This window comes from Natronococcus sp. (assembly GCF_047921035.1).
Taxonomy (GTDB): Archaea; Halobacteriota; Halobacteria; order Halobacteriales; family Natrialbaceae; genus Natronococcus.
In genome coordinates, this window is the sequence record NZ_JBLRWX010000179.1 from 1 (window position 1) to 3,358 (window position 3,358).

Annotated in this window: 5 protein-coding genes and 1 pseudogene; 2 read left to right on the forward strand and 4 right to left on the reverse strand. The window is 63.1% G+C overall.

From position 1 onward, the window contains the following. The first annotated feature begins 711 nt into the window (after positions 1 to 711). Positions 712 to 1,938, forward strand: a complete 1,227-nt coding sequence (locus ACNA7R_RS19690) for a tyrosine-type recombinase/integrase (RefSeq protein ID WP_416285244.1) — start codon at positions 712 to 714, stop codon at positions 1,936 to 1,938. A gap of 9 nt (positions 1,939 to 1,947) precedes the next feature. Here ACNA7R_RS19690 and ACNA7R_RS19695 read toward each other — a convergent pair whose 3' ends face one another. The 3 genes from ACNA7R_RS19695 to ACNA7R_RS19705 are packed head-to-tail and all read right to left on the reverse strand — an operon-like array spanning position 1,948 to position 2,596. Beyond that, positions 1,948 to 2,097: a hypothetical protein gene (locus ACNA7R_RS19695; RefSeq protein ID WP_416285245.1), complete on the reverse strand. Its 150-nt coding sequence runs from the start codon at positions 2,095 to 2,097 to the stop codon at positions 1,948 to 1,950. Further along, positions 2,094 to 2,393 carry a hypothetical protein gene (locus tag ACNA7R_RS19700; protein WP_416285246.1) on the reverse strand — a complete coding sequence of 100 codons (300 nt, stop codon included), beginning with the start codon at positions 2,391 to 2,393 and terminating at the stop codon, positions 2,094 to 2,096. The genes ACNA7R_RS19695 and ACNA7R_RS19700 overlap by 4 nt, the downstream gene beginning before the upstream one ends. Next, positions 2,390 to 2,596 carry a hypothetical protein gene (locus ACNA7R_RS19705; RefSeq protein ID WP_416285247.1) on the reverse strand — a complete coding sequence of 69 codons (207 nt, stop codon included), beginning with the start codon at positions 2,594 to 2,596 and terminating at the stop codon, positions 2,390 to 2,392. The genes ACNA7R_RS19700 and ACNA7R_RS19705 overlap by 4 nt, the downstream gene beginning before the upstream one ends. A 56-nt stretch (positions 2,597 to 2,652) precedes the next feature. Here ACNA7R_RS19705 and ACNA7R_RS19710 point away from each other — a divergent pair, with 56 nt between their 5' ends. Further along, entirely contained in the window at positions 2,653 to 2,853 is a 201-nt protein-coding gene (locus ACNA7R_RS19710) for a hypothetical protein (RefSeq protein ID WP_416285248.1), read from the forward strand. Between the two features lie 278 nt (positions 2,854 to 3,131). Here ACNA7R_RS19710 and ACNA7R_RS19715 read toward each other — a convergent pair. Then, positions 3,132 to 3,358, reverse strand: a pseudogene (locus ACNA7R_RS19715) (DEAD/DEAH box helicase family protein); the annotation flags it as partial.

The window sequence follows — 3,358 nt, forward strand, 5'->3', positions numbered from 1 at the left end:
GTTACTCGACGGCGAAATCTCTCCCGGGTGAGGAAACAGGAGGGTCGGGAGCGATCACGGGGTCCACAGCGGCCCGACCGATTCTTTCACGGTCAGCTTTCGGAAACTGTTTTCTGGTCAGAGTCGCTCGCGGATCATCCATCGACTACCGCTACCACACCCCGTGTGCAAAGTGAAAATCGGCTCCCTCACTCTTCGCCTCCAAGGCTGATATACGGGTCGAACGATTCACGCCGACGACCGCGACAACGCTGCCGAGACGGACGAGTGTCCGTCTCCCGACTGCTCGAGTCCGATTCCGATCCTGACGAGACGGTACACAAGCCTCCCTGTAGAACGGAACGCTTCCGGAAAACAGCCAGCCGAATCGAATCGGCTGCACCCTTCGTTGTCACACGCTCCCTGCAGAAAATAATGCGGAAGGGTTCCGGAATAAGCTTTGTCACTCGAACGTACTGACCGCCTCGATGTCGAAGACACGTTACACGAACTCTCGTAGAGCGATACCGCTCCGGAGAGCGGCACGGTAGACACTCGACTCAGCGAGTGTTTTGTAGGGTACCCGAAAGGCTTGATAGATGCCTGGGGAGGGCTCTGGGGCACTTCCGTATAGACTCGTCGCTCACTGTGTTCGTGACGTCGCGTAGAACGGAAGTGCCCGGAGAGGGATCCAAATCCTACCTTTACATGCCCGTACAAATAGTATAAGTCATGACCTCGAATCCGGAGCAGTCGATCAAACGGCTCCGCGAGCGGATCGACGAGGCCGAGGACATGAGCGAGACTGACGCCGAGGTCCTCCGGCGCATGTCCGATCGCATCCGTATCCTCGGGCCCTCGAAGTACTCTGACTTCGCTCACGAGAAGTACCTCATGCGAGCTGTGAAGATGGCCCAGGAGGTCGGCGGCCTCGCCGACGCCCTCGAGGACCGGGACGCTGCCGAGCGCCTCGTCGCCTGGATCAACACCGAGAAGGCTGACTCCGCCGAGACGAACAAAGACTATCGCGTCACGCTCCGGCAGTTCGGCAAACTCGCCAGCGACGACGACGTCGACGAGATACCGGAGAGCCTCGCCTGGATTCCTGGCGGGTATCCGAGCAACCACGATCCTGCTCCGGATCCCGGCGACATGCTCCGCTGGGAGGAGGACATCCTCCCGATGATCGACGCCTGCGCGAATCTTCGCGATCGCGCACTGATCGCCCTCGCCTGGGATCTCGGTCCCCGACCGTACGAGCTGTTCGACCTGACGCCGAAGCAGATCTCCGACCACAAGTACGGCCTCCAGGTCACCGTCGACGGGAAGCAGGGCCGACGATCGCCCGTCCTGATCCCGTCGGTTCCCTACGTCAACCGCTGGCTCGAGGTTCATCCCGGTAGCGGGAGCGATCCACTGTGGTGTAACCTCAACACCGGCGACTCGATCTCGAACAATCGTGTCCGAGACATCCTGAAAGAGAAGGCCCGAAAGGCCGACGTCGACCGACCGGTCACGCCCTCGAACTTCCGGAAGTCCTCGGCATCGCACCTCGCTAGTCAGGGCGTCTCCCAGGCCCACCTCGAGGACCACCACGGCTGGACTCGCGGATCGGACATCGCTGCCCGCTACGTCTCGGTCTTCGCCGACGCGAACGACCGCGAGATTGCGAAGGCCCACGGCATCGACGTCCAGGTGGACGAGCACGACGACCTCGCGCCCGCCGTCTGCCATCGGTGTGACCGAGAGACACCGCGGGAGAACGACGTCTGTGTCTGGTGTGGTGCAGCGCTCAGTCAGCGTGCCATCGACGAGGACGACGAACTCGAGCGCCGCTGGATGGAATCCGCCGGCGCTGTCAGCGAAATCGAAGGCCTCTCGCTCGACGACATCATGGAGGCAAGAGACGCCGTCGACGACAACGCTGCGCTCCGACAGCTGCTCTTGGGCGACGACTGAGGTCGGCATCTAGTCGTCACCTCCGTCGGCGATCTCGAGGATCCGCTCGATGTCATCCGCGATCGGGAGATCGGACTCGGCGATTCGTTCGAATAGCTCTCGGTTCTCTTCGACGGTCTCTTTCGCTTCGGCTTCGGGATCTGGGATCTTCGTGCTCATCGTTGGGCCTCGAGCTGATCGCGAACGTACGTTTGCTCGCTCTCCGGGCGATCGGAGAGAGCGATACAGGTGCGAACGTCGCCGGCGTACTCGACGAAAACGACGTCGCCGTCGGGGTCGTAGTACGCCGTCGACTCGGGCCCGGCGCTCGGGTAGTGAACCTCGGTTGCCTGGTCGAACGCGCCGCGTGGGTCTCGCCACGGCGTTCGCGAGCGCTCGAACCACATCCGGCTGACGTGGTTGTCCCAGCGCTCGGCGAACGCGGTCGCCGGCGTCGTCGAACGCATCGCGCTCATCGGGCTCTCACCTCGGCGAATCGTACTGCACCGCCGGAGAGCCAGATCCCCACGGTCAGCACGACGATCTCGAGCGGTGCGTCCGTCGCGACGACAAACACCGTCAGCAGGAACGCGACCGCCAGCGTGAGCACGCCTGCCCAGAGCTCCTGATCGTCGTCGCTGTCGTCCTCGAGGACGGCTTCCGGATTCTCGGCGGTCATGCGCGACCACCTCGGCTCGAAGGGACATCGCGAACGCGCGAGTAGTAGCCGAGGGCGTGCGTGATCGTTCGGGCCCGACCACGCGTCACGCCGATCTCGTCGGCGACACCGCCGAGCGTCTCGAGCTCGTCGGTCAGCTCGTCGACGTCGGCTTCGGTCACGCCGTCCGGAAGCGCGACCGCCTCCTCGTCGTCATCGTCGGAAGCGTCGTCGACTGCGTCGACGGTGATATCTTCGGCTCACGCTCGGTGAGGTGATAGCCGGCGAGCATCCTCGAGGAGCTCGAGCGGAGATCGTCGTCGTCGGAGTAGTGCTCCGTGTTTCCGCACTCGGCGCAGATCGTTCCCGTTCAAACAGGGTCGTTCGCGCTGACGGATTCGGGTTCGTTCGCCCAGTCGTACCGTCGGCCAGGGTAGTACTCTCGAATCTCGTCGCTGTCCTCGTCCTGGACCTCGTAGGCGTAGACCTGCTGGGCCAGTGACGGTGTGTCTGGCTCGGTGTCCGGATCGCTCGAGGGGCTCTTCTCACCGCGAGCGGCGTGTTGTGTGGCTTGGATGGCGAGAAACGTCTTCCCGCTGCCGGTCGGGAGCACGACGCTGCCTCGACGGCCGTGGTCGCACCACGCGTCGAGTGCAGCCTGTTGATAGTCCCGGGATTCGATCTGGACGGCTGGCGTGAGCGCGAAGTCAGGATAGGCTCGCGCCTCATCAGTGAGATCGATGTCCAGTCCCGCACTCTGGTGAAGTTCTAGTTGCCCATTTT